This window comes from Caryophanon latum, from assembly GCF_001700325.1.
Taxonomy (GTDB): domain Bacteria; phylum Bacillota; class Bacilli; order Bacillales_A; family Planococcaceae; genus Caryophanon; species Caryophanon latum.
The window spans coordinates 1-25,956 of record NZ_MATO01000058.1 but is presented as its reverse complement, the minus strand read 5'-3'; the positions used below and the strand labels follow the sequence as shown (position 1 = coordinate 25,956).

The following is a 25,956-nucleotide window of genomic DNA, read 5'->3' as shown; positions in this document are numbered from 1 at the left end:
ATTAAAGGGCGGTAAATAAAGTGAAAAGAGTTATAACATACGGAACATTTGATTTGCTACATTATGGGCATATTAATTTGTTGAAACGAGCAAAAGCATTAGGTGATTATTTAATTGTTGGTATTTCTTCAGATAAATTCAATCGAATAAAAGGGAAAGAAAGTTATTTCAATTTAAATGAACGCAAACAATTATTAGAAGCAATTCGATATGTAGATTTAGTAATTGTAGAAGAGAATTGGGAGCAAAAAATTCAAGATATTTTAAAATATGAGGTGGATTGTTTTGTGATTGGAGATGATTGGGAAGGGGAGTTTAATTATTTAAAAGAATACTGTGAAGTTGTTTATTTGGAGAGAACCCCAGAAATTTCTACTTCTAAAATTAAGCAGGAACTGAATTTTACAAGTAGAGTAGATAGTGGAATTAGTTAAATACCTTTTTAAGTTTTATAAGGGTAGGAAAGTATGTTTTTATGGTTTTTTGGGGAATATACTTTTCGTTATTAATTATTTTATGGAACCATATTAAAAATAAAGTGCGAAACAGAACTAAAGTGCTATTCGACTCTTACAACCTATGTATCTTACCCTTCTTAAATTGAGCGAGTACATATACTGACTCAGCAACATTTGAACTTACGAAATGCTTGTCACATCAGCAAGTTCTGGAGGTCCAGTAACAAAACGCATAATTTAGTAGTGATAAATCATATGTATAGTTTGTGGTTGAGAGAGGGATGCATTATGAAACAAATAAAAATAGGTATTATATTAAATTATGTATCTATAGTACTTACATTTGTAATCGGCTTAATTTACACGCCGTTTTTAATTAGAACTTTAGGGCAAAATGATTATGGGCTTTATGCATTTGTTTTTGCGATAGCTGGATATTTAGCAATTCTAGATATAGGGATAGGCAATTCTATTGTTAGATATATTTCTTCTAATACGGTGAGTGGTGATAAAGAGAAAGAAAAAAGGATAATTGGCTACTTTTTTAAGTTGTTTTCTTATGTCGCAGTATTAACCTTAATTTTGGGGATATTAATCGCATTTAATATAGAGGTTATTGTGTCTAACAACTTTCCTAACGATTCATTATACACTTTAAAATGGATGATTTTAATTTTAACATTTAACTTTGCGTTAGGATTTATTTTTAATACTTTTGCATCTGTAATTCAAGCTTATGAGAAATATATTTTTTTGAAAGTATTAAATGTTGTTAGAACTTTAGCTGTACCGATTTTCTCGACTATTGCTTTGTTCAACACTCAGAATTTAGTATTACTAACCTTAATTTTATTTATAGTTAATTCAATAGTTTCTATATGCTACTTTGTATATTATAAGCGAGTTTTAAGGTTGAGTTTATCTTTTGAAGAATTAAATAAGGATTTTAAAAAAGAAATATTTTCTTATGCTGTGATTATTTTTATTGTAGCAATTGCAGATAAAATGTATTGGCAAACAGATCAAATTTTATTAGGCATATTAAAGTCACCAGAAGATGTAGCAATTTATGCTGTAGCTATTCAATTTGTTAACATCTTTATGTCTCTTTCTTTAGCTATTTCTAATGTGTTTTTACCTAGAATAACTAAGATTGTTAATGCAGAACATTATTCTGTAACAGAAATTAATATTTTATATATAAAAGTGAGTAAGTATCAAACCTTTGTGATGGGATTGGCTTTTTCAGGATTTATTATTTTAGGTAGAGATTTTATTGAATTATGGGTTGGACCAAAATATGAACTGGCCTACTTTCTTGTTGTAATATTAATGTCTACTTTTTTCATTGATTTAATTCAAAACTTGGGGCTTACAGTAATGCAAGCGAAAGGGAAATATAGCTTTCGAGCATATACGCTAATCATTTGTGCAGTTTTAAATGTTATAATATCTGTTCCAATTATAAAAATATATGGTTCGATAGGAACTGCATATATTACAGCTGCTTTTATATTACTAGGGAATGTTATAATCCTTAATATATATTTTCATAGTGTTCTTAAATTGAATATGCTCAAATATTGGAATGAAATAGGTAGAATAATTCTTATTATTGTGTTAATAACTTTAGTTAGTAAGATATTTGTTATTAATCTAGATATTAATACTTGGATAATGTTTTTTAGTGTATCGCTAGTATATTTAGCTATATATGTTGTTTTTTTGTTTTTATTTTATGCATCTATCGCAGAAAAAAAGAAAATAATAAGTCATATAAAATCGGTGAATTTTAGAATTAAAAGATAATAAAACACACGTGTTGATTAGCGAAATTTACGTATCACTTTCTTGATAAATGAATCGAGCTGAGGTCAGAATTTCTTCCACATACGTTTGCCATTGTTGATCGAGCGCATGCCAAAGAAACAGGCGTGTAAATCCTGCGAATGACAGGGATTTTACGTCTGATTTTCGATTGATACGTGCGTGTAAAAACTTTAGTAGCACATACGCGATTAGTGCTGCGAACAGTTGGCTAAATACGGCGTTGGGTGTCGTGCCAAATAGCACAGGTACATTTAAATTTTGTTTGATCCAGCGAAAAAACGATTCAATCGCCCAACGTTCTTTGTACATCGTCGCGATGTCTTCTGCGGTTACGTGACGAAGATTGGTCACAACACGTACAAGTGCGCCTTCATAGTCAATAAATTCCACGACACGATGACGCTTTTTGGTTTGTTTTTGCGCAGTTCCAAGTGTACACGTAAAATCTGCGAGAATGTTCGAATCGTTTAGCATCGTTCGTTTCAACGATTTTTTTCGGTTTAATTGGATATTTTCCTTTAAACGAATCACAAAATCTTGCCCTGTTTGCGCATAACAATCCACTTTATCCAGCGCAAAATACGCGCGGTCTGCCACCAGGATAAAGCGCTTGTCCTCCAATTGTTCACCTATTGGCCCATCATGTCGTAAACCCGTTGTTTCCACGACTTGAAGTGGCATCCCTGTTGTATTCGTGAAGCTAACGTGTAGTTTAATACCTGAGCGTTCACCGTGATAAAGCGCCCAGGGTAAGCGATTTTTCCCAACGGTAATCGTTGTCGAATCCATCGCCAGTATGTCTTTTTTTACCTTTAATTTGCGGCGTGTCGCTCGGTTGAGACGACCGACAATCACCTCCAAAATACGTTTGACAATCTGATAATTCAATTCACCTAAACGTTTCGAAAGTGTCGAATAGTCAACGGGTTGTAAGCCCTGCGCTGGTGCAACATCCGCGGCGTGACGCAAGCTTTTCCATTCAAACGTCGCAGCCCCCACTAAATAACGTAAAAGCGTAGGGACATCGCATTTACGAGCCGTATCTTCAAAGCCGAATTCGGTAAGAATACCCGCGAGTTCTTCCTGTGAAATAAAGTTTTGAAGTAGTGTGAAAATCGTGGTATTCTTAGCCATGAGAGATTCCTCCTCGTAAAAAGTTTGTGTGGTAACTTACATTTTACATGGAATCTCTCTTTTTTATTAGTTTTTTACGGTAAAAATTAGCTAATCAACAGGCGTGATAATAAAAAATATTTTTAACTATAATTATTTTCGTAACAGCTATATTTAGATACTTAGGTCTATTGATTAGCAATCTTTTTGTAGCTGAATCGTTTCTTTTAGAGCAAAACGAGAATCATTGCTATACAATCACGGCAGATTGCGGCGGCGAGATTCATTGTGGAATAGCTCTCGCCCGATGAACCCGTAAAGCGCGACGGAGGAATGAGTCGAGCCCAGGAAAGCGAGCCGCAATACTTGTTTGCCAATCAACTTGACTTAGTATTTAAAAAATTAAAATCTTTAGAATGAGGTTAAGTATGTTATTTAATTCATTTGAATTTATATTCATTTTCTTACCAATAGCATTTATCATATATTTCTTACAAACGGCCAATAAATTATATACTTGTTCAAAAATCTGGCTTGTGATAGTATCTTTATTTTTTTATAGTTGGTGGAACGTAGCTTATTTACCGCTAATATTAGGCTCTTTGTTCATCAACTTTTTTATTGGTAATCTTTTAGGTAAAGAAAATTTGAGATTTAATAAAAAGCTTCTACTCACTGTAGGTATAGTATTAAACGTTATTTTTCTTGGATACTATAAATATACAGATTTCTTCATTGATACGATCAATACAGCATTAAGTACTAACATGGCTTTATTGCATCTTGCTTTGCCATTAGCTATAAGCTTTTTTACTTTTGAACAAATTAGTTATTTGGTGGATAGTTATAGAGGTGAAACCAAACACTATACACTACTAGATTATTCTATGTTTGTGACTTTCTTTCCAAAACTAATTGCAGGACCAATCGTATATCATAATGAAATTATTCCTCAATTTGAAAGCGAAGAAACAAAAAAGATTAATTGGTCAAATATTTCAGCGGGAGTTTTTATATTTGCAGTAGGTTTATTTAAGAAGGTGGCTATTGCAGATACATTTGCAGTATGGGCAACAAATGGTTTTGAAAACTCCAGTAAGTTGACATTAATAGAGGGTTGGATTACATCGTTATCATATACGATGCAGTTATACTTTGATTTTAGTGGATACTGTGATATGGCTATAGGTATAGCTTTATTATTCAACATTAATTTATTACAAAACTTTAATTCGCCGTATAAAGCACTCGATATTCAAGATTTCTGGCGTAGATGGCATATGACGCTAGGACGTTTTTTAACACATTATATTTATGTTCCTTTAGGAGGCAATCGTAAAGGCAAGCGTCGTACATATATTAATATTTTCATTATTTTCATGATTAGTGGTTTTTGGCATGGAGCTGGATGGACGTTTATCTTTTGGGGATTCTTGCACGGTGTAGCATCTATGATTTGTAGATATTGGAAGATGGCTGGGTACAAAATGAATAAGTTTGTCGCTTGGTTTATTACATTTAACTTTGTGAATATTGCTTGGGTGTTTTTTAGAGCAGAGTCTTGGGGGCAAGCAATTGAGGTTTTAAAATCGATGCTGGGTCTCAATGGTATATCGTTACCGAAATTCTTTGAAAGTAAGGCAGCTATATTAAGTGACTATAACATACAGTTTAATAATTTTTATCTCTCAAATATTGAAGTAATCCAAGTATCTCTTCTTATTATGGTTTCACTATATGTGTGTACGAAACTCAAAAATTCTATACAGATGATGAAAGAGTTCAATCCAACACCTTTGTACTCCTTATTTATCATTGTGATACTTACATATGGAATTTTGAATTTATCAAATGTCTCAGAATTTTTATATTTTAATTTCTAGGCATTTTGAATTTAGTATCTTTAAATTTAAGATAAATTTTGAGGAGAGGGAAAGGTAAATGAAACATAAAATTTGGACTTCATGGGTAGTAATAGCTACAGGTTTGCTTTTACTTATAGTAGCGATTGTAAATTATACGATCGATCCGTACGCACAGTATAAAGATCCTAAAGCGTATATAAATAATCAGCGTGTCGTACTTCCAGGCTTAAGTGAAAATTTGGACTATGAATCTATAATATTAGGAACATCTATGACAGAAAATTTCGATATAAATCAAATAAATGAATTATTCGATACGAATGTTATTAAACTATCGATGGCTGGAGCCTCTTTAAGAGAACAGTATGAAATCGCTAATAAAGCTTTGGGTTCTGAGAAAGAAATTGAAACTGTATTTTGGGGATTAGACTTTTTTAAATTTAATATTGATGACTATAACTATGATAAGTCTGAAATATCAAGTTACTTATTGGATGGTAACAGATGGAATGATTATAAATATTTAATATCTCTAAAAACATTAAATGATGCTATTAAATTATATAATTACAATCATAATATAATACCTTATTTTCAAGGAGGTATTACTGATTTAGAAAAGTACGCTTATTGGGGAGATTTTTATGACTTTTATGACTTTAATGAAACTGTAGTTTTAGAAGATTACAGTAAGGTTATTAAAGAAATAAATGATACAAAAACTTTTAATATGAGCCCTACAAAAACGATTGTGGATTATATAAAGCCAATAATTCGGGCTAATCCAAATGTTGAGTTTAATCTATTTTTAACTGCACCCTCAATTTTATATTATTCATATGCAAATCGAATGAATGAAAATTCAAACGAAATGATTAATGAGATTCGTTTAGCTTTAGTGGAAGAACTAGGACATTTATCTAATGTAAATTTATTTGATTTTTCTATTGAAAAAGAATGGACGCATAACTTAGATAATTACAAGGATGTATCACATTATAAACCTGAGATTAATAAAGAAATGATGGAAAGAATTTTTAACAATGAAAATGTTATAAATTCAGATAATGTAGAGGCAATTAATAAAGAATTTTTAAAACAAGTTAGTTCATATGAAGCTCCATAGAAATATTGAAGAGGCAAGCGCGGATATTTTTGCGCTTGCCTCTTTTTTTATATTTCTAACGCGATCTTCAGCGCATGAATTTTATCATGTGCGTCTTTGAAGTCGGCTTGTAGTTTGTCGTACGTCATCGTCTCGTCGTAGAAGCTGTATGCGACTTCGACGTTGCGTACCGCTTCGTCTGCGTCGATGTATTGATCTGTGTAAATGTAGTCGAGTTCTTTTGCGTCAGCGGCTTCTTCGGCTTGTTCGAGTGCTGTTAGTAAGTATTCGACTTTGCTTTCTAAATATGCATCGATGTATTCTGGAATGTTGATTTTAATGTTTTCGACTGTGTCGGTTGCTATGCTTAATGTTTGCTCGATCGTGTCGATGTTGGACGTCGTTGCGATTATGTTGTTTACGTTAAGTAACATTTGCTGCAAGGTCGGATACGTTGCGATAACGTTTGGAATGTCTGTTGCGTTTTTCCATGAATCGAATTGTTGCTGCACGAGCTGAACGTCTTGGACGAATACGCTCACTTCATCGAGTAAGTACGTGTAGTCAGTCGCGTTTTCGAGCAATGCGTCGATCGCATCGATTTGCTTCGTAATTGTGCTTTCTGATACTGCGACATTGCTTAAGTTTTGCTGGAAACTCGTTTGTAAGCTGTTGACGTAATGCATATTTGGCTGTGATGATGGCGCTACGAGATAAATGTCTGAAATGGCGCTGTTTAAATCTTCAAGCGCTGTAATTAAATCGAGCCCGATGTCGCTTGCTTTTTGTGTTGCGTGCATGAGCGAGATGATGTTTTCGCGCGCGCTGTTCGTTTTCGTTAATGCGTGTAATGACGGTGCGTCCGTAATATGTGTAGATGCCATGTCGCGCAATGTGTCGAGCTGCATTTCGACATATTCTTCGTTCGCTGTTGCCGATTTGGAAATGGCTTCAGCGTTTTTTATTGTGTTGTCGATTTGCTGAATGAGCGTTTTTAATGAATTGATGTTTGCTGGAATGTCCTTCACTGCTTTTGCGAGCGCGCTGCTCGGCTGCTCACCGATTGATAGTAAATACGCATGCTCTTCTGATTGCTCCTGCATCGTCGTAATGATTGTCGCGTCTTTGTATTGCGGGTATTGCTCAATGAACGTCGTGATTGGTGTTTTCACTGTTGATGTCGTGAAGAACATTTGCTTTTTTGGCTTTTCATTTTTTAGCTTTACTTCAACTGTGTAAGCTTCGTTTTGTTCCAAGTCTTTTGTTGGATCAAGCGTCATCGTGTTACCTGAAATAGCTGGCGTAAATGTAACGGGTGAAGCAGTTGTTAAAATCGTAATTTCTTCAATGAGTGCTTCGTTTTTCTTTACGTCGTCGCTAAATGTAATCGTAAATGTATGATTTGGCGAAATCGTTAATACGTTATCGTCTTTTAAAATAGATGCGTCGGTCGTCGTTGGGGCAAAAAATAGACTTGCCGTTAATGTAGAAGCGAGTAACAATCGTTTCATGAAAAATCTTCCTTTCTCATAGAGCTTTGTATTTATTTTTTGCGTATGTCCTTTTAATTATCGGAATTCATCGCCCTCTTTTGAAGGAAAAGCTCCATTTCACGTTCGAAAAGCCGATATTAAAAGCACGATGATTTTATGTGGGAGGATTTATTTATGCAAAAAATTTTAAAGGCTGCGGTGGCGGCGACGTTAGTAACACCTCCGATCGTGATGCCAGGTGTAGCGAATGCGGCGGACACAGTATTTTCAGATGTGCCGAAAACGCAAACGCATTATGATAATATTATGGCGCTGTATAACGAGAAAGTGATTAGTGGTTATCCAGATGGTACGTATAAGCCAAATGCGTCTGTAACGCGTGGGCAAGCGGCGAAAATTATCGCAGGTGTGCTTGGGCTCATTAAGCCGGAAAATACATACACAGGGCCGAATCCGAATTTTGCCGATGTGCCGGTGACGCATAGCTACTACAAGTACATTGCGGTGTTAGCACAAGCAGGCATTATTAACGGTTACCCAGATGGTACGTATAAGCCGAACAATACGCTGCGACGTGGACAGATGGCGAAAATTATTTATAACGGCTTTAACTTAGATAAGTTTCCAGACGTAGCGCTGCCGTTTACAGATATAAAAGAGGGCAACCAATATTACGACCAAATTAAGTCGTTATATGCGCTCGGCGTAACAGTAGGGAAAACGGCGACGATGTATTCGGAAAGTGAAGCGGTCACGCGTGGACAGTTAGCATCATTCGTTATGCGTGCGCGCCACGTAGAAGACCGTGCGATGGAAGTGAAAGTACAAAATTTAATGAACGGTCGTTTAGTAACAGATAAAGGGACTTATACGATTGGTGCTAGTTTGCGCGGCATTTTAAGCATGGACAATGTGCGTGCATTAACAGGTGCAGATTTACAAGTGTACGTTACGAACAACGTCATTGTCGGTGTGCAAAGCATCGAGCTCAATGCGCGCGGTAACGAATCATCGCCGATCGTGTTCGACGGTGGTGAGGAAGTATTCCACGGCAATCTCGCTATTAAAAGTGAGTATACGGAAGTAAACAACATTACGATTGACGGTGATGTTGTCATTAACGGTGTGAACTCAGGTGCGAATCGTACGGCGAAATTTGTGAAGTTTAGCAATACGAGCGTAGCAGGGACGACGACGGTAAAAGATCAGTTTGACGGCACGAACAATACGACGTCACCTGCGACGGCAGAGGACGAAATTGAAGTGACGGTAAGTAATTCGGAGCTTGGCGTTGTATCGATCGCACGCGACTTTACGACGTTTGTGACAGATACACCGATGCGCTACGTAAGTGTAGCAGACGATGTATCGGCGTTTAGCTTATACGGCGACATTGAGATGCTTGAAGCGCGCGGTGGCGACGTAGAAGTAAAAGGAACCGGAACGATTACGACGTTTAACTACCGTGGTAAAGGCATTGCGAAGCTGTCATTGCGCGGACGTGTCGGCAACTTCAACGTAACGTCAGAGGATGCACGTATTTTCGTCGGTGAGCATGCGCAAGTCGATATTTTAGCGAAAAACTATAAGCGTGAGCTCGTCGATATTTTAATGAATATGGACGAAGCGGAAACGCGCATTTATTACGTGACGGATTACGGGAAAGAAAACAACGGCATGGAGTCGCTTGAAGATTTACTCGTATATACGACGCGTACAAATAAATTGTTCTATCAAGGTGAGGCGCTCGATTTAACAGAGTTCGTCGTGCAAGGTGTGTATGCGGACGGCTCGCTGAAGCGTCAGCACATTAAGTCGTCGAATATTACAGGCTACAACCCGAACTTAATCGGTGACCAAACGATTAAAATTACGGTAGACGGCATTAGTAAAGAGATGAAAGTGACGGTGCTTGAGTTAAAGAGCATTAAAATCGTTACGAACCCGACGAAAACGATGTACCGTATTGGCGACAGCTTTTCGACGTCAGGTATTGTCGTGGAAGGTACGTATGCGGACGGTACAGTGCGTCGTGAAACGATTACCGATGCAGATGCGAGCGGCTTTAACTTAACGCGCCCTGGCTCACAGGCGATTACGATTCGCAAGCAAAATCGTACAGCAGCGTATGTTATTCAAGTAGTCGCACAGCACCAACCGCTCGTTTCGGCGTTGAAAATTACGCGCCCACCGACGACGACAACGTATTACCAAGGGGAATCATTGCTTTTAAATGGCATGGTCGTAACAGGTATTTATGAGGACGGATCAGAGCGTGTTGAACGTGTGAACATGGCGAATATTACGGGCTATGACCCGATGCGCGCAGGGAAGCAGTCGGTAACGGTTAGCTTAAACGGGCATATGGCGACGTTTGATGTCGACGTGATTGAAATGACCGATTTAATTTTAAGAAGACCACCGATTCAAAAGGAATACCAAGTGTATGAAGGGTTAAACACGGCAGGCATGGAGCTGATCGCGCGCTATGCGGACGGTCGTGAAATGGACGTGAAATTAAACGAGGCGAAAATTACAGGCTTTAGCAGTGCGCGCCCAGGTTCAAGAAGCGTGCGTATTACGTATAACGGTCGTGCGATTAGCTTCAACGTAACGATTATGAACATTGACCGCATCGCTGTATCGAAGCTGCCAGATAAGCTTGCGTACTTCCCAGGTGAGGAGCTTGATTTAACAGGTATGGAGCTACAAGCGCAATATTCCGACCAATCGACGCGCATATTCCCTGGTGACTTAGCAACCGTATCAGGCTTTAACCCGAACTTAGTCGGCGAGCAAGTGCTTACTGTAACGTATGATAATAAATCATCGCAGTTTAAAGTGAAAGTATTACCGCTGCTTAGCATTCACGTTGAGCAGCCACCAGTGAAAGTTGTGTACCGCGAAGGTGAGGAGCTCGATTTAACAGGCTTAAAAGTAATCGGAACGTATGAGGGCAACCGCACACGTGAGGAGCAAATTACGAAAAGCATGATTAGCGGCTTCGATTCATCGGCGCACGGCACGCAGCAAAAGGTGACGATTACGTTAAACAATTTAGAAACGACATTTGACGTAACGATTTCAAAATCACCGCTTGCGCTGAAGGAATTAATTATCGATAAGCTACCAGAGCGCATTCGCTATCGTACAGGTATTCCGTTCTCGATTGAAGGGCTTGAATTAACAGGGCTTTACAACGACAACACATCGAAGCCAGTACCGCTAGATGACCCGAACATTAAGCTAAGCACGATTGATACGTCAAAACCTGGTCGCCAAACGTTCAAAATTGAATATGGTGACGTCATCGCTGAGTTTGAAGTAGAAGTGTATGACGTAGCGTTAGACGGCTTAACCGTTTCGACGACGAAATCGACGTATTCAAAAGGGGAGAGCTTCATTCCAGGTACGCTGACGGTGAAGGCAAACTTCGCAGACGGTGACGAAACGTTAAAAGAAGGCGACTATGAAGTAACGGGCTTTGATCCGATGAAAGTTGGCGAGCAAACGTTAACGATTTCATACCGCGATAAAACGACGACGTTAAAAGTGCGCGTTAACGAAAACAACGTGCGCGACTTCACGGTAGAGCCAGAAATGGTATTCGTCACACGCGGCGGGCAAGTAGACGTCACGAAGCTAAAGTTAAACGTGACGCTCGACAACGCATTAAATGAGCAAATTACCGTAATGGGTACGCCAGAGGAAGTGGAAATTACGAGCTTTGATAATTCAAAGCTTGGTGCCTATACAGTAAACGTTTCATACCGCGGCAAATACGCACCGCTAAAAGTGTATGTCGTCGATGAGCAAACGATTGTGTCGATTGATAAAGTCGAGCTATGGTGGGACAAAAACGGCACGCATACGAAATATCCGTACAGCGTCGTATCAAAAGATGATGTAGATGCGAACAACGTGTATTTTAAAGTGTTACAAGCAACGAACGGCGCAGGGAAAATCATTACAGATGAGGCGACGTTAAACAACATTAAAATTAGCACGGTAAACTTTGCGAATCGTATTACAGGGCAAGCAGATACGACGTCGGCACAAGTGAACGCAGCGACAGGTCGTTTAACGATTGCATCAGCAGCAGATTTAGATGTGCAGTTTACGTATAATGTGGACGGTGTACCGCTTGATAACCCGTATACGTATGCATTAAACATGGTGTCGCAACGTCAAGCGACATCTTCAGAGCTGACGTCAGGTAGTGCGATTGCGACGACAAACTCAAGCAATATTACACCGCTTGCACGTACGATTTCGTTCGATGTGCTAGACCAAGTTGGCGAGCGCTTTGACTTACCGATGAGCGCACCGTTTTACACGTTAACGAAAGAAGGCGCAACAGAAGCGGCGACAGCATCAGCCGTATCGAGCTATGCGAGCGGCGCCGGTACGATTTTAACGAACTTAAACGATGCAGGCACGTACACGTTACGCTTATATACAGCAGCAAATAAAGCGAAAAAGCTTGGCGAGTTCCCGTTAGCGGTGAAGCAAATTACAGTGCCAGCTGAAGCGGATGCGTATGAATATAAAGTATCGTTCAACACGAGCAAGGAAGTGTTAGACGTAGCGAATTACGAATGGGCAAATGGCTACGGCGCTGCACCGACGAAAACAGATGCGCTGACAATTCGTGCGCAAGCGTTCGTAGACGATGTAGAAGTAGCAATGCCAACTGGTGCGACTGTGAAATTAAAAAATGGCACAGCGATGAAGCTAAGCGGTAATACAGTAACAGCAAGTAACGATGTGAAGCCAATGGTCGACTCAGTCGTTGTTATGGTCGGCACGCGTGAAATGGCAGCATCACCGTCGATTCGTCTTCTGAACACATTACCGAAATACGATGCATTTACAGCGACTGAGCGCGTCGATATTTTCAAATACTTCACATCGGCAAATGCGGCGTTAATGGACAAGCTGCGTAACGGTGAAACGTTAAGCGATGCGGATAAAGTGATTATGACGTCTCTAGTTGGAAAAGCGTTACGCGACGTATGGAACGTAAAAAATGAAGATGCGATGCAGGCGATTAAAGAAATTACCGTTGTGCCAACACCGACGAGCTCGTCAGCAGACGGCAGTCAAAAAACGACCGCTGTGAACGTATTAGTGCATAAGCAGTTCACTGAAAACGGCACGGAAAAATACGTGACGGTAAACGGGGAATATATCGAAGCATGGATGAACAAAGCGGCGTCGACGTTACAAAAAACAGACCGCACACCAGCACAGTTTACGGTAATGCTTGATGATATGCGCGTAGATGAAGTGCCGGCGAGTACATTGACGTTAACGAAAGCGGTACAAAAAACAGTGACGACAACACCGAAAATAACGATTGACGGTAGTACGACGGTAGGACAACCGACGACGACGCAGCCACCGATCGAGCTGTCACCAATTTTAGCGAAGCAAACGTTCGATTCATCGAAGTCATCGGACACGACGTACAAAAACCGTACAGAGCTAGAGCAGCGGTTAAGTGCATTCTCGGACATTTTCAACATTGAAATTACGAGCAACGCCATTCGCTTTACGTTAAAAGAAGGCTTATCGCTGACGAAAGAAGAAACGGCTGAGAGCGACAGTGCAACGGTGAAAACGCGCGAGGATATTTCATACCGCATTATTACGAATATGCGCACGTACACGCTAAGTTTAACGGCGACGTCAATCGATATTCCGTTAGCAGAATTTTTCACAGCGTATAAAAAGCCGAGTACGCTCGTGCTTGACGGGCAAGTGTACAAGTTCTCGACGAAGGCAGGTCCAGCAGACGTAGAGAAGCTAGAGGAAGTGCCAGCATTCTCAAGCATGACGGCATTATCGGCAATGATTAATGAGAAGTTTACAGGCAAGTACCGAGCAGAAGCGTTAAACGATCAGCTGAAAATTTTCACAGCGGTGACCGGAGAAATTGCGAACGACAATTTAAACGGTGCGCTAAAGGTGAATGATTTACCAGTTGCGACGACGCCAACGCCAGACCCGGCAACACAGTTTAAAACGCCGTGGACGCTCGGTCAAAACGAATCGTTCGTCGGAAACTTAACGTTAACGTTCTCGCAAGCAGTAGAGCTACCGCTTGACAACTTCTTACCGGTAGAGGACTTCATCGTCAACTACACAGTAGAAGGTACTCCGCAGCAGCTAAAAATTGCCGCAGCAGATGTGAACGAGCGCGTTGTCGTAAACGGCACGACGGTAACGGTGAAGCTAGACCACTTACCGAACGCTGCACATTTCAGCAACCCGAACATGACCATTATTATGGATGACATTAGCGGTCTGAAAGCAGTGAAAGGTTACTACGAAAAAGACGTAAAACGCATTTACGAGGAAGCGACCGTAACGGTTACACCGACACCATAATGTGAAAATGCTAAAGGGAGCGACGATGTTTCCTTTAGCATTTTGTTTTTACATGTAGAGAAATATGCATAAACGTATTAATTTATTGCTCGAAACAGTGACCAAAAGGACATGTTAAAATGGTATTATGGAGTAATATCGTAAAGCTATTGAAAATGGAGGAAACGAAAACGTGAAGAAAATAATCGCTTTATGTATGTCTGTGTTATTAGTTGTCGCAACGATGGCGCCGACTGCATCAGCAAATACGGCACAGCTTACAAAAACAGTGCAAGCACAAATGAAAGGCGTGCAGGCAACAATTGCGGTGCGCGATTTAGATACGAACACACTTGTGTACGGGTATAATCAAAACTTAGCGCTTGCCCCAGCATCGAACATGAAGCTGTTAACCGCAGCGGCTGCATTGCATCATTTAGGTACAGACTATGAAATGACGACAGATTTATATATCGACGGCACGATCGAAGGGAATACGCTAAACGGTAACGTGTACGTGCGCGGTGAAGGTGACCCGACGTTCCAAGCAGATGATTTCATTACGTTTGCGAATGCGTTAAAAGCAAAAGGGATTACGCAAATTAACGGTCATTTTTACGGAGATGAATCGTGGTTTACAGGTCCGCGTTTAGCACCAGGTATCGGACGCACAGATGAATTACAATATTACGGTGCGCAAATTTCAGCATTAACGATGTCACCGAACAACGATTACGATGCAAGTACAATGATCGTATCGGCAACAGGCTCTTCAGTAGGTAAAGCTCCAACGCTTACATACATGCCAAACTCAAGCGGTATGAATATCGTGAACCAAGCAAAAACAGTCGCAAAAGGAAAAGCAAACACGCTATCCATTAAACGCCAATACAACACGAACCGCATTATCGTATCAGGAAGCATTCCGGTCGGTGCGACGAAGCGTGAGTGGATGACATTATATAGCCCGACGTTAAGCACGCTCGTTGCGATGAAGCAAGTGTGGGAAACGCAAGGGGTAACATTCATTAAAGGCTCACAGCAAACATATGCGAAAGTGCCAAAGCATGCGGAGCTTATTCATTCAGTGAAGTCGATTCCAATGGATGACATCGTATACATGATGAACAAGCTAAGCAACAACAGTATTGCGGACATTTTAGTGAAGACGCTAGGACGTGTCGTAAAAGGTGAAGGTAGTAATACAGCTGGTGCGGCCGTATTAACAGAGTACGCAAAATCAATCGGTTTAAATATGAATAACGTACGCGCAGTCGACGGCTCAGGTATGTCGCTGAACAACCGTTTCACAGCGAACGAATTAACGCGTTTACTCATTTCATCAAACCGTAGCTCGTGGTATAAAACTGCATTTTTACCGAGCTTACCACAAGCAGGTCATTATGATCGCTTAATGGGGGGGACGTTACGCTCTCGTTTAACGTCAATTCCGAACCGCGTCATGGCGAAAACAGGTACACATACAGGCGTTAATTCATTATCAGGTTATCTTCGCGGGAAGAGCGGCGAATGGTATGTATTTAGTGTCGTGACGAAAAACGGCTCGGTTGCACGCATCGACCGCGTTGTACTTGAAATGTATCGTCAGCTTTAAAATAAAATGCTGCGCTCAAGTTGAAATGACTTGAACGCAGCATTTTTTTATTTGCGCGACATATTTCTTACAAAATAAACGAGCGTTACGTTGAATTTTCGTTCACGTAACGCTTTTATCATATAAATGACCAGTAATTGTAACAATTTTAATGGAATCTTAATAGTAAAAAGTAGCATTTCGGCTATAATAAGAGGCAGTTCAATGACAAAGTACATAGTTTGAAAAAAGATGTTATTATGCGTACAATAAGAATGTGAACAAACTAACATAATTTGTCATGTCTGTTGATTAGCCATTTATATACAGTGAAATCGGTTGTTTTTAGCAACCATCTGGAAATAAATGCTGCATATTAATGGCAGTAAGCGTGTGGCGAGACTCCTTGGGGAAAAGCTCGTGCCTCAAGACCCCGTAAGCCGCGACGTAGGAGCGGTGCGGAGGCTTGAGCCGAGCCCCAGGAAAGCGAGCCGCAATACGCTTCTGCCAATTGATTGGCTAATCAACACGCTTGATAATTTGTCTTTTAAATGTAATGAATAGGGAGGAATTTTTATTATGACACAGTACAAAAAGTTTTTTGTAACAGCATCAAGTGCCGCATTAGTTGTATCGGCTGCAGCACCTGCATCGGCCGACGTGAAGTTCGCTGATATTAGTCAATATTCGCAAACGGTGCAAGATGAAATCGTTTCATTGGCGGAAGCGGGCATTATTAACGGTACGTCTGAAACGACTTTTTCACCTGCACGTAATATTACGCGCGGGCAAGTTGTAAAATTACTCGGTCGCTTTTTAGTAAAGGAAGGGTATGCGACGATTCCGACTGACTGGGAAACGAAACAGCGCTTTAAAGATATTCGTTTAGATGCGAGCGATAAAGATCTAATTATGAACGCAGCGATCGTTTATGATGCAGGCGTATTCCAAGGGAGCAACGGCAACTTAATTTCGTATCAGCCAATTTCTCGTGAAAACATGGCGCTCGTACTAGACCGTGCAGCGGAGAAAATTTTAGGGCAAACGTTAATTGCGATTGCGAAAGAGCAAGAAAAAGAAGGTAACGTAACGGATTTAAAGAAAGCGAAAACAGAGGCACGTGCAGCGATTACAGCTATTAACGCACTCGGTATTTCAAACGTAGCGACGTTTAATCCAAAAGGCAACGTAACGCGCGCAAACTTCGTATCATTTTTACATCGTGCATTCATTAAAGAAGAAGTAAAGCCACCAGTTGTTTTAACGTTAAAGGATGTAAAAGTTGTATCAGCGACAGAGTTAACAGCAGAGTTAAGTGATGGTTCATTACATAACGTTGTACTTGAAACACCATTAGTAGATAACGAAGCGACAGAAGTATCATTTAAAATTAATGACGTAACATATAAAGCGACAGTGACGAATGTCGTATCAGATTTAAAAGTATCAAGCGTCGTAGCGAAAAACGGTACACAGCTAGAAGTGAAGTTTAATCAAGAAGTGAAAGATTTAGGTGACGTAACTATTCGCGGCATCGATACGAACAATGCGGTCGTAACGGTGAAGGATATGAAGCTTTCAGCGAATAAAAAGTCAGCGATCATTACAGTTGAGGAAGTATTCGTTGGACGTTACGCAGTCGTTGTCGAAAACTTTAAAACAGCAGCAGGCGTAGATAACGTATCGTACGATGAAATTATTAACGTAGCACCAGACAAAACAGCACCGACGATTGTTGGTACAGAGCGTCCGTACGCAAACCGCGTCATCGTGAATTTCTCAGAGCCACTTTCAAACATCGGCACTGTCACGTTAAAGCTAGCGGACGGTTCATCAGCTGTTGCAGTAGCGGAATTAATTGGCAATAAAACAGCAGTGGAGTTTGATTTATCGTCTGAAGCGATTCCACCAAACGCGAAAGTAACCGCGACATTCGTTGGCACAGCGGACGTTGCCGGTAATTTAATTTCGCCAAACCCAGCGAGCGTAACGTTTGAAAAAGGCTCAGCAGACGGTGTAGCACCGACTATTTCAAAAATCGAGCAGCTAAGTGCAAAATCATTTACAGTAACGTTATCAGAGCCAGTGCGTGCATTTACAGCAGCAAACATTTCCGTATCACGTGCTAGCACGGCAAATGGCGTAACAGCGGTTGAAAAACTATCAGATATGCAATATAAAGTAACGGTAACGAACGTGTTAGACGGCTTAAATACAATTGTCGTAAACAACGTCGAAGATTTATCAGGTGAAAAAGCGGCATCTGTTACGACGACAGCAACATTTGCAGTAGATAAAACAGCGCCAGTCGTATCATCAACAGCCGTTATTGTCGATAAAGGGCATCAATATTTATCGATTAAATTCAACAAGCCTGTTACATTAAACGACAGTGCAGCCGTTACGGTAAATGGCACGTACGTTCAAAACGCGGTAACGAACACATTAGTTGGAAAAGACGTTGCGGTAACGCGCGTTGATGCAGAAACAGTGCGCGTGAAGCTTTCAGATATCGCAGAAAACAATATCGGTGCGGCGTATGACGTATCACTTGGCTTCAAAAACATCGTGAGCGAGGCAGACGTAGCAGCTGAAACGGTTAATAGCGTCACATTTACACGCGGTGAGGATGTAAGCGAAAACACGACGAAAGTAGAAGTGGACGACATCGTCATCGTAGATAACAATACAATCGAAGTTATTTTCACAGAAAACGTAGATGCAGCGACAGCGACGACAGCATCGAACTATACGATCGATAGTGCGAAAGTGGAGCGCGTAGTCGTACTTGCAGGTGCATTAAATAAAGCAATCGTAACGTTAAAGGCGGATTCGGTTGAGCATGACGGTACGCGTTACATTAGCGTAGCGAACATTAAAGCAGCAGGCTCATCAAATGTTATGGATAATTACCGTCAAACGATCACGTTAACAGAAAACGTAACGCCGAAAGTATCAAGCGTTGAAATGGTGAAGGACAATCAGCTGAAAGTGACGTTCTCAGAAGCGGTACACAACGTAGGAGAGAATGCATTTATCGTTGCAGAAGGTGATAAAGTGTTTGTCGGTGCGAAAACGACGACAAGCGCAGCAGAAAGCACACAGTTTGTAACAGAGGCGCTTATTTCACTTGCAGAAGGTGATTCATTCGCATCGAAATCGTCCGTGCGCATTACGTTAGACCCGAATGCAAACATTGCAGATGGTAACCGTAACGCATTACAATTTAACGGCGCGACTGTAACAGTACAATAACGATAACAGCCGTTTAAAATAGAAGTGAGTTTCAACTGTTCAACGGATGAAGTTCATCGTGAAATATAGATGACGTAGCGCAGTCGAAAAGTGCCATCAGGAAATTGTTCCTGATGGCACTTTTTTGTCTACGCTTCTTTACGTGCATCGATCGCGTTAATTGAGACGAAAAAAGCTGTGCTAATTGTCGGCATCGACGTTTAGCACAGCTGTTCATTAAAATACTAAATACTTCACGTAATCTTCCCACGATAGTTGCTTTAAGTTGCTCCACTCAAGCTTTTTCGTCGGCATCGTTAAAAATGTTTCCGCGTAAATGTCACGCGCTGTCGCATTTAATAAAATTGTACCGTCGATTAAGTCTGTCGGTGTAACTGAAGCATTACCTGTTGTGAATGATACGTCGATTGGATTTAAGCGTACACGTCCGTCATAGCCGAGCGTGTATACGTTATCCTCACCGTAAAATGATGAGTCTAATTGAATGTCGTCGAGCATAATGTCAACCGTTTCATCCTCGATCACTTCTTCGCCTTCAACAACTGCTTCATCGTCAGCTGGTGCCGGTAAGTTTTTAGGTGGTGGTGCAATCCATGCAGTCGGTAGCTTGTACGCAAATAGCTCCTCGTTCAATACGATTTTCGCCTGTGCGATTGAGCCAAACGGTAATGGATCAAGCGTTTCATCTGCTTGAATCGCTACTTCATAAAGCGGACGGTCTTTGTATACGTCGAGCTGTTGAATTTGCGCATACGCAGGTGAATTTGTTGCAGGTACTTTATGCTTTACAGATACTGTACCTGTTATTTCGTCTTCGATTGAATCGTCCTCTAATTGAGCGGAAATTGTTGCAGCTTGTCCTTCAGATAGACGCTGCCATTCGCTGTCTGATACGAACGTTACGTATTCTTGCTCAGCTGAATAAATTTCGATTGTAATGAAGCCTGATTCTGTTTCGATTGCCGTAATCGTACCGTCAATTGGGCTAATGAGTGCTGCTTCACCTTCGTCAGCCATCGCTAAGTACGAATCGATAATATCTAGCTCACGTTGCACTTCGATAATGCGTTGGTCGATAATAGCAGCTGCTTGTAGCGGTGATTCTAAAATCGATACTTCAAGCTCCATATCGACTGTTAACTGCTCGCCAATTTCCGATAAATTTAACGTGCCAGTCGGGTCATTTGATCCTGAGTAGCCGAGTGAGCTTGCGATTGTTTCAAGTGCGTCTAATTCGTCCGCGTACGCATCTGCTTGAATTTGAAGGCGCTCGTATTCGCGTTCAGCTGCTTCAGTTCGGAATGTTAAAAGTTCCTCGCCAGCTGCAACGACCTGGCCACGAGCTACTAACAGCTCGTCGACATCGATTGCGTTCGCTGTGACTGTTTGTACAGAGGCAGAGGCAAGTACGGCATCTTTTTGTAAAATTTCTTCATGCGCATCTGCAGTTGCAACGGCATATTCGTTAATAAAATATGAGCGCTCTACAGGACTGTCTTCACCAAATGCGATGTAGCTGCTCGTTCCAGCAACGGCCGCACATAAAACGGTAGGAATCCATACTGATTTTTTTAATGTCATATTATTATAATCCCCCTACAAGCCAGTCTTGTAATGGCAGCACACTTATAATTGCTACAAAAATCGCAATAATAATATGTACGAAAATAATTTTGAATAGCAGCGGCGCGTTGTTGCTTTCGTTCCATTTTTTTAAGAATGCATATTGAACGCCAATAATTGCAACGACCCCAACTGTTAATTGGTTAAGTAAAAATAGCGTAAACTCATTTGTCGTCCATTGTGCTAAAATAGGTGCAAGTGATAAAAATGATAAATTTGTTGCATATCCTACGTTATAGAAGACGATAAAATGAATGAGCTTTTCTACAAGTAAAATGCAAATAACATACACTTGTACGCGTTGAATCCATTTGTATGGCAACTCTGTTAGTAAGTATAAAAAATACGTTACGATGTAGTAGTGGAATGCAAAATATAACATCCCTAGTAAAGTTGCACCAAGCGCCGACACATAACGAGCCGTTACGTATTGATCCATAAAGCCCTGTGCAAATAGCGCAGTCGCTTGTTCTGTTCCGAGTCCCCATAAATCACGTACTAAAAAGAAAACGGCTATTGCTAAAAATACAAGAAATACACGTAACTTGTATCCTTTAAATTCCATTTCTTGTTGTAATGCGTTATGGAAAGGAGCTGGTTTTACGAACGTGCGCCAAATTGAATAATTGAACACGAGAAAATTCCCCTTTCTTAAATAGCTCATTATAATAATTTCCCTACTAATAAATGTAACAGAAATTCCCTAAATGAAAAGGGAAAATTAAGAATTAAAGATAAATAGTTGCGCGTAATATGTTTCGCATTTTTCGTTATAATGAAATATGCTTTTACAGTGTATTTTCAGACAAGTTACTGTTTAGAAATATAACGTTCTATGACTAGAAAATAGTTGTTTGTGATTTCTTCTGTAACAAATAAACGCGATATATTATACTGTATGAAACAACATGAAACTTTCAACGAAATATAAAATACGTTGAAATTGGGAGGTCTTTCGTTGAAGAGGACATACTGGTTAATTGTATGTATTGCCATCGTCATTGTTTTTTCAGTGCAAGCCGCAATTCCTGTCATTGCACAAAAAACACCGTTTACTGACATTGAAGGTAATACACATAAGGAAGCCATTGAAACTTTATATGCTGAGGGTATCGTATTTGGCGCAACGAGAAATAAATATGAGCCAAACGCGATTGCAACACGTGGTGAAACGGCTAAAATGTTTGCAAAAGCATTACAGCTTGATACGATCAACGTGAAAAATCCAAACTTTAAAGATGTGCCGACATCACATGCTTATTACGGGGAAATTGCCGCACTCGCTAATTTAGGTATTGTGTCTGGTGAAAATGGCTCGTTTCGTCCGAATGGCAATTTTAAACGCTCGCACGCAGCAAAAATGCTGACGCTCGGTTTTGCATTAAACAAGGCGTCGTCGATTGATTCGAAATTTAAAGATATGCCAGAGCATCGCGATACGGCGCTTTATATTCAAACGCTTATTAATTACAGCATTACACAAGGAACAACGGCGACAACGTTTAGTCCGAATCAAGGCTTAACACGCGGGCACGTTGCAACCTTTTTATATCGAACGATGAACGCATTACGCGATGACTTAAACATTACGACGGTTGAGTGATGATGTGTCACATAAAAAAATAATGAATCGGCAATATAGCTATGCGACAATAGGCTTCTATGCATAGGTATATTGCCTTTTTTTATTATGTGGCTATCGTTACTTACGATGCATGAGACGTTACAAATGCTCATTTTGTACATGTCGGCTGTTTGTGCGTTCAAAATGGTCATAAAAGGTCGATATGTATTATGAGAATGTTTTATATAGAAGGGAATGAAGACGATGAAAAGAATCGTCGCAATTAGTTTACTTTCAGGTGCGATGTTTGTCGGCGCAATGAGTGTAGAAGCAACGAATGATGAATGTAGACAAATTGTCGATGCGACAAGCTTTAGTACGAATATTGAAGCATGTTCACCGACGATGACGAACGGGGAAGTAACAGAGTCGAGCTTTAAAGATTACGTAAGTACGTTACAAAAATTTAAAACAACGTATAAAGGCGAGCCACAATACACGATTTTAGAAGATAAAATTAAAGAGGCGACAGAAGTTAATGATGTCATTAATGATATCGCTTCGATCAACCCATATAAGCTAACAGGCTTTTCGCGTGAAGTAACGAATGCCCGCACAGCTTATGATGCTTTAACGGACAAAGCGAAAAGCTACGTGTACAACGAACAGCTGCTACAAACATATGAGGCAGCTGCAATTATCGTAACGCAAATTTCTAACATTAAGCTAACGGATACAGCAGCGGAATATAAGCGTAAAGTAGAAGCGGCTAAAGAGGCGTTTGACAATGCACCGATGGAAGTACAAAATGCAGTCGGGAATATGGATACGTTAAAGACACATGAAAATACGCTACACCGTGTAGACGAGCTATCAACAATTATTGCATCGCTAAATAAAGATATATCGACGTTAACAGACAGCCAAATTAGTGAGTTCGTCGCAATGCTAGCTGAGGCGAAAACATTGTATGAAAGCTTAAGTACGACGGAGCGCAAACTCGTACAAGGATATCAGCTCGTGCTAGATCATGAAAAAGGGATCGGCAGTGCGATGGAAATTGTCGCGTTAATTAATGAAATTTCGCCGTCGCTTGCAACATTTGCGGCACGTACAGAAGCGGTGAAGAAAAAATACGATGCGCTTGCAGAGACAGATCGTAAATTCGTACAAAACTACGATAAATTAGAAAGCTATATCGAACCAGCAGCGATTTCAAACGCGCTTAAAAAATTAAAAACGACGTCAAAAACGTTTGAAGCAGATGTAGCAGATTTACGTCAGCGCTTCGATGCGTTAACACCGACGCAGCAAGGCTACATATCAAATAGCAGCGCATTAACAGACGCGGAGCAAAAGCTAGTGCAAATAGAGGAAATGGAAAAGCTCATTAGCACAATTGCGAGCGCAACAGCACAAGATATGATGGGCGTTGTAATGTCAGCAGGCGAGGCATTTGAGCTGCTAGATGCCGGTCAGCGCAAGCTCGTAGAAAATGCAAGCGAGTTAACGAAGTTTGAGGGCATTGTGAAGGACGTATTAAAAGTCGAGGCGTTAATCGACAAAATTGATATTCAAAGCAAGCAGTTTACGAAGCAAGCAACAGCTGCACAAAAGGCGTTTGATAAGCTTACACCAGAGGAGCGTCTATACGTGCGTAATGTTAGCGCATTAGCATCAACAGGTCCAATTAGCGACTTTTTAGTAAAGCTTTCAAAGCTGCGCACATCGTCAAAAACGTACCGCCAAGACGTGGAAGATTTACGTGTAGAGTACATGCAGTTTGACGCAGAAACGCGCGATTTTGTCGGCAACTATGAAGCAGAGCCGAAATTAGTTGAAGCAGAGCGCATGATTTCACAGGCGAATTACGTCGATGAACGCATTGCGCGCGTCGGTGAGGAACCGGAAGAAAACTACGTAAAGTATGTGGCACAAACGCGCACAGCGTATAATGAGCTACCAAAGGACGCCCGCAAGCTCGTGTCGAAATACAAGGAGCTTCAAGGTGTCGAAAAGCAAATTAAGCCTGTATTAAAAACAGCGGAGTTAATCGAGGCGTTAGATGATAGCCCGAAAAGCTTAATGGCGGCGTTCGATAAAGCGCAAAAAGCATACGCAAAATTAAAGCCGAACCAAAAGCTACTCGTTTATAATTTCAACGTATTAAAAGAATACGAAAAGCCAGTATCAGTATCAAAAAAAATTAAGGCGTTAAAGCCGACGAATTTGTATTTCGCGACGGACTTAGCGACAGCACGTCAAACGTATGAAAGCTTAACGGAGCAGCAAAAAGGTCTTGTAGAAGGTGCATACCGCATTACCGAAGCCGAGATGGAAATGCGTGAAGTAAATGTCATCGTGACGCTTATTCAAAACGTATCGATTACATCGCCTAACTACGTGAAAGATGCGCGTTCAGCGGAGCAAGGCTATAAGCAGCTCATGTCTTCGTATCGCAAGCTTGTCGTAAACTATAACTACTTAAAGGACGAATTAAAATCGGTAAAAAAAGTAGAGAAGGTTATGAAAAATATCGACGAGCTTGTAACGCTAGAGCCGAAAAAATTTGCGACAAAATTAAAAGCTGCGCGCAAAGCGTATGATAAGTTAGAAGAAGATGAAAAACCGCACGTTGCCAATTACATGAAGCTCATCGAATATGAAACAGCTGAAAGTTTAAAGTAAAGTAGCGAAAAAGAAATATCATTCGAGGCAGCGATGTGTCGAATGATATTTTTTTGCTTTTGCGATGAAGAGAAGTAGTGTAAACTGACATATTGCACGCGTATGAAAATTGTTCATTTGATTAGGACGTGTCTAAAAACTTTATAATTCCGCACAAATGAACGCTGTAAACGAATGAGTGGTTTTATTAGCTGTTGGTAGAGTTAGTTGATTCAAGCGTAGGTCGGTTGATTCGCCATTCCAAATGGTAAATGAAGTGTTTTAACCGGCTAAACGAATGAACGACCGGACTGATTACGATGAGTTTGCAGCGAGACTGTTTCTAGAAATTCCGGCACTTAATAGTTTGCTGCTGTGAAGGACGAAGCGTAAAAATGTTTTTGGCGACGAGTAATCGCATTCGTCATACACGTCCAGTACAATGGGAGGCTAATCAACACGCTCTGCGAAAAACATGTTATATTTGTAAGCAATTATATTTTTATATGACCGGTAAAGAAAGGGGATAGCGTATGCGCAAAATAATAAGCATATTATTTCTAATGTGTATTGTTAGTTGTGCAACGACAGCCGCGGCTTCATACAAGGACATACCCGATACACATTGGGGTGCGCCGACTGCGAAATGGGCTGTCGAACAAGGGTATATGGCTGCTTATGACGGCTATTTTTCACCAAATAGAGAAATTCCACGCATCGATGCCATCGTAGCGCTTGCGGCGATGAAAGGTATCGTCGATCGACCAGCAACGAAACAGCTCGCATTTGAGGATTTTTCGCCAACGCAAAAAGGATATGGTGTCGTTGAACAGCTAGTAGAGCAAGGGATTATTAAAGAGCAGCAATATTTTAATCCACAGCAGCCGATTACACGCTCGCAAATGACGAAAATTTTAGCGATGTTATTTCAAATTAACGTTGATTTGAAAAATGATTCGAAGTTTACGGATGTACCCCATAGCCATCAAGTTTACCCATTCGATTCATTTCTTCAAA

The 25,956-nt window shown here is 40.5% G+C and carries 14 protein-coding genes; 10 read left to right on the top strand and 4 right to left on the bottom strand.

What is annotated here, in order from left to right; all coding sequences use genetic code 11:
- The first annotated feature begins 20 nt into the window (after positions 1-20).
- Together tagD and A6K76_RS13320 are read left to right on the top strand one after the other, a co-directional pair.
- Positions 21-434: a glycerol-3-phosphate cytidylyltransferase gene (tagD, locus tag A6K76_RS13325; protein WP_066465911.1), complete on the top strand. Its 414-nt coding sequence runs from the start codon at positions 21-23 to the stop codon at positions 432-434.
- 312 nt (positions 435-746) lie between these two features.
- A complete protein-coding gene (locus A6K76_RS13320; protein ID WP_066465909.1) occupies positions 747-2,267 on the top strand; it encodes an oligosaccharide flippase family protein in 1,521 nt (506 codons plus the stop codon).
- Positions 2,268-2,294: 27 nt separating this feature from the next.
- Here A6K76_RS13320 and A6K76_RS13315 read toward each other — a convergent pair whose 3' ends face one another.
- On the bottom strand, positions 2,295-3,422 hold the full coding sequence (locus A6K76_RS13315) for an IS4 family transposase (protein WP_066465907.1): 1,128 nt from the start codon (positions 3,420-3,422) through the stop codon (positions 2,295-2,297).
- 407 nt (positions 3,423-3,829) lie between these two features.
- Here A6K76_RS13315 and A6K76_RS13310 point away from each other — a divergent pair, with 407 nt between their 5' ends.
- On the top strand, positions 3,830-5,284 hold the full coding sequence (locus tag A6K76_RS13310) for an MBOAT family O-acyltransferase (RefSeq protein ID WP_066465905.1): 1,455 nt from the start codon (positions 3,830-3,832) through the stop codon (positions 5,282-5,284).
- Positions 5,285-5,342: 58 nt separating this feature from the next.
- A complete protein-coding gene (locus A6K76_RS13305; protein ID WP_066465903.1) occupies positions 5,343-6,392 on the top strand; it encodes a hypothetical protein in 1,050 nt (349 codons plus the stop codon).
- A gap of 47 nt (positions 6,393-6,439) precedes the next feature.
- On the opposite strand, the gene A6K76_RS13300 is transcribed toward A6K76_RS13305, so the two are convergent.
- Positions 6,440-7,882 (bottom strand): Ig-like domain-containing domain, encoded by a 1,443-nt coding sequence (locus A6K76_RS13300; protein ID WP_066465901.1) that lies wholly within the window; start codon positions 7,880-7,882, stop codon positions 6,440-6,442.
- Between the two features lie 156 nt (positions 7,883-8,038).
- Between A6K76_RS13300 and A6K76_RS13295 the strand changes: the two genes are divergently transcribed.
- From A6K76_RS13295 to A6K76_RS13285, 3 genes are all read left to right on the top strand, one after another.
- Positions 8,039-14,257, top strand: coding sequence for a bacterial Ig-like domain-containing protein (locus A6K76_RS13295; protein WP_066465895.1), 6,219 nt, complete (start codon positions 8,039-8,041; stop codon positions 14,255-14,257).
- A 172-nt stretch (positions 14,258-14,429) separates the two neighbouring features.
- Complete coding sequence (gene dacB / locus A6K76_RS13290) at positions 14,430-15,851, top strand: D-alanyl-D-alanine carboxypeptidase/D-alanyl-D-alanine endopeptidase (RefSeq protein ID WP_139108700.1); 1,422 nt, start codon at positions 14,430-14,432, stop codon at positions 15,849-15,851.
- A 558-nt stretch (positions 15,852-16,409) separates the two neighbouring features.
- Positions 16,410-19,085 (top strand): S-layer homology domain-containing protein, encoded by a 2,676-nt coding sequence (locus tag A6K76_RS13285; RefSeq protein ID WP_066465887.1) that lies wholly within the window; start codon positions 16,410-16,412, stop codon positions 19,083-19,085.
- A gap of 216 nt (positions 19,086-19,301) precedes the next feature.
- Here the strand turns inward: A6K76_RS13285 and A6K76_RS13280 are convergent, their stop codons facing one another.
- Complete coding sequence (locus tag A6K76_RS13280; RefSeq protein ID WP_066465882.1) at positions 19,302-20,666, bottom strand: efflux RND transporter periplasmic adaptor subunit; 1,365 nt, start codon at positions 20,664-20,666, stop codon at positions 19,302-19,304.
- A gap of 4 nt (positions 20,667-20,670) precedes the next feature.
- Complete coding sequence (locus tag A6K76_RS13275) at positions 20,671-21,342, bottom strand: hypothetical protein (protein ID WP_083995452.1); 672 nt, start codon at positions 21,340-21,342, stop codon at positions 20,671-20,673.
- Between the two features lie 324 nt (positions 21,343-21,666).
- Between A6K76_RS13275 and A6K76_RS13270 the strand changes: the two genes are divergently transcribed.
- The 3 genes from A6K76_RS13270 to A6K76_RS13260 form a co-directional block, all read left to right on the top strand.
- Positions 21,667-22,311 carry an S-layer homology domain-containing protein gene (locus A6K76_RS13270; protein WP_066465878.1) on the top strand — a complete coding sequence of 215 codons (645 nt, stop codon included), beginning with the start codon at positions 21,667-21,669 and terminating at the stop codon, positions 22,309-22,311.
- Positions 22,312-22,536: 225 nt separating this feature from the next.
- Positions 22,537-24,960, top strand: a complete 2,424-nt coding sequence (locus A6K76_RS13265) for a hypothetical protein (protein WP_066465876.1) — start codon at positions 22,537-22,539, stop codon at positions 24,958-24,960.
- A 512-nt stretch (positions 24,961-25,472) separates the two neighbouring features.
- Positions 25,473-25,956: S-layer homology domain-containing protein (locus A6K76_RS13260; protein ID WP_139108699.1), on the top strand; the 484-nt coding region annotated here is incomplete at its 3' end.